Below are 462 nucleotides of genomic sequence, written 5' to 3'. Positions count from 1 at the left end.
ACTATCTCGATAGCTTGAATGGTATCCAAGCCCCTCCCCAATCGGAGTGAGGCTGCACGAACAAGGAAAGGCGACGAGACATGGCAGTGATCGGTATCGACGTCAGTAAGCAGAAGCTCGACTGCGCCTGGCTACGCGATGAGGCGACTGGAAAGGTCAAGACGCGTGTATTCGGCAATCGGCGGCAGGACTTTCCACACCTGCTGGAATGGCTTGAGCACCAAACCGGTGAGCCATTGGACCAGTTGCACGTTGTGATGGAAGCCACCGGCATCTATCACGAAACGCTCGCCTATTGGCTGCATGCTGCCGGCATCCAGGTTTATGTCCTCAACCCCGCCCAGGTGCGTGACTTCTCCCGTAGCCTGGGAGTACGCGGCAAAACAGATAAGAAGGACAGTGTGGTGCTGGCACGCTATGGCGCGACGCAACGACCTGATGCGTGGCAGCCGGAGCCTGAGG

General features: G+C 58.0%; 1 protein-coding gene. It reads left to right on the top strand.

Going from position 1 to position 462, the window contains the following annotated elements:
- Window positions 1-80: 80 nt before the first annotated feature.
- Window positions 81-462, top strand: a 382-nt coding sequence (locus HOP58_RS22825; protein WP_234254118.1) for a transposase, incomplete at its 3' end; no start/stop codon positions are given.

Origin of the sequence: Halomonas sp. MCCC 1A11062 (genome assembly GCF_021404355.1) — a bacterium.
Lineage (GTDB): Bacteria > Pseudomonadota > Gammaproteobacteria > Pseudomonadales > Halomonadaceae > Halomonas > Halomonas aerodenitrificans.
Note: the sequence above shows the minus strand (reverse complement) of the source record. Positions and strands in the feature narration are given on the sequence as shown.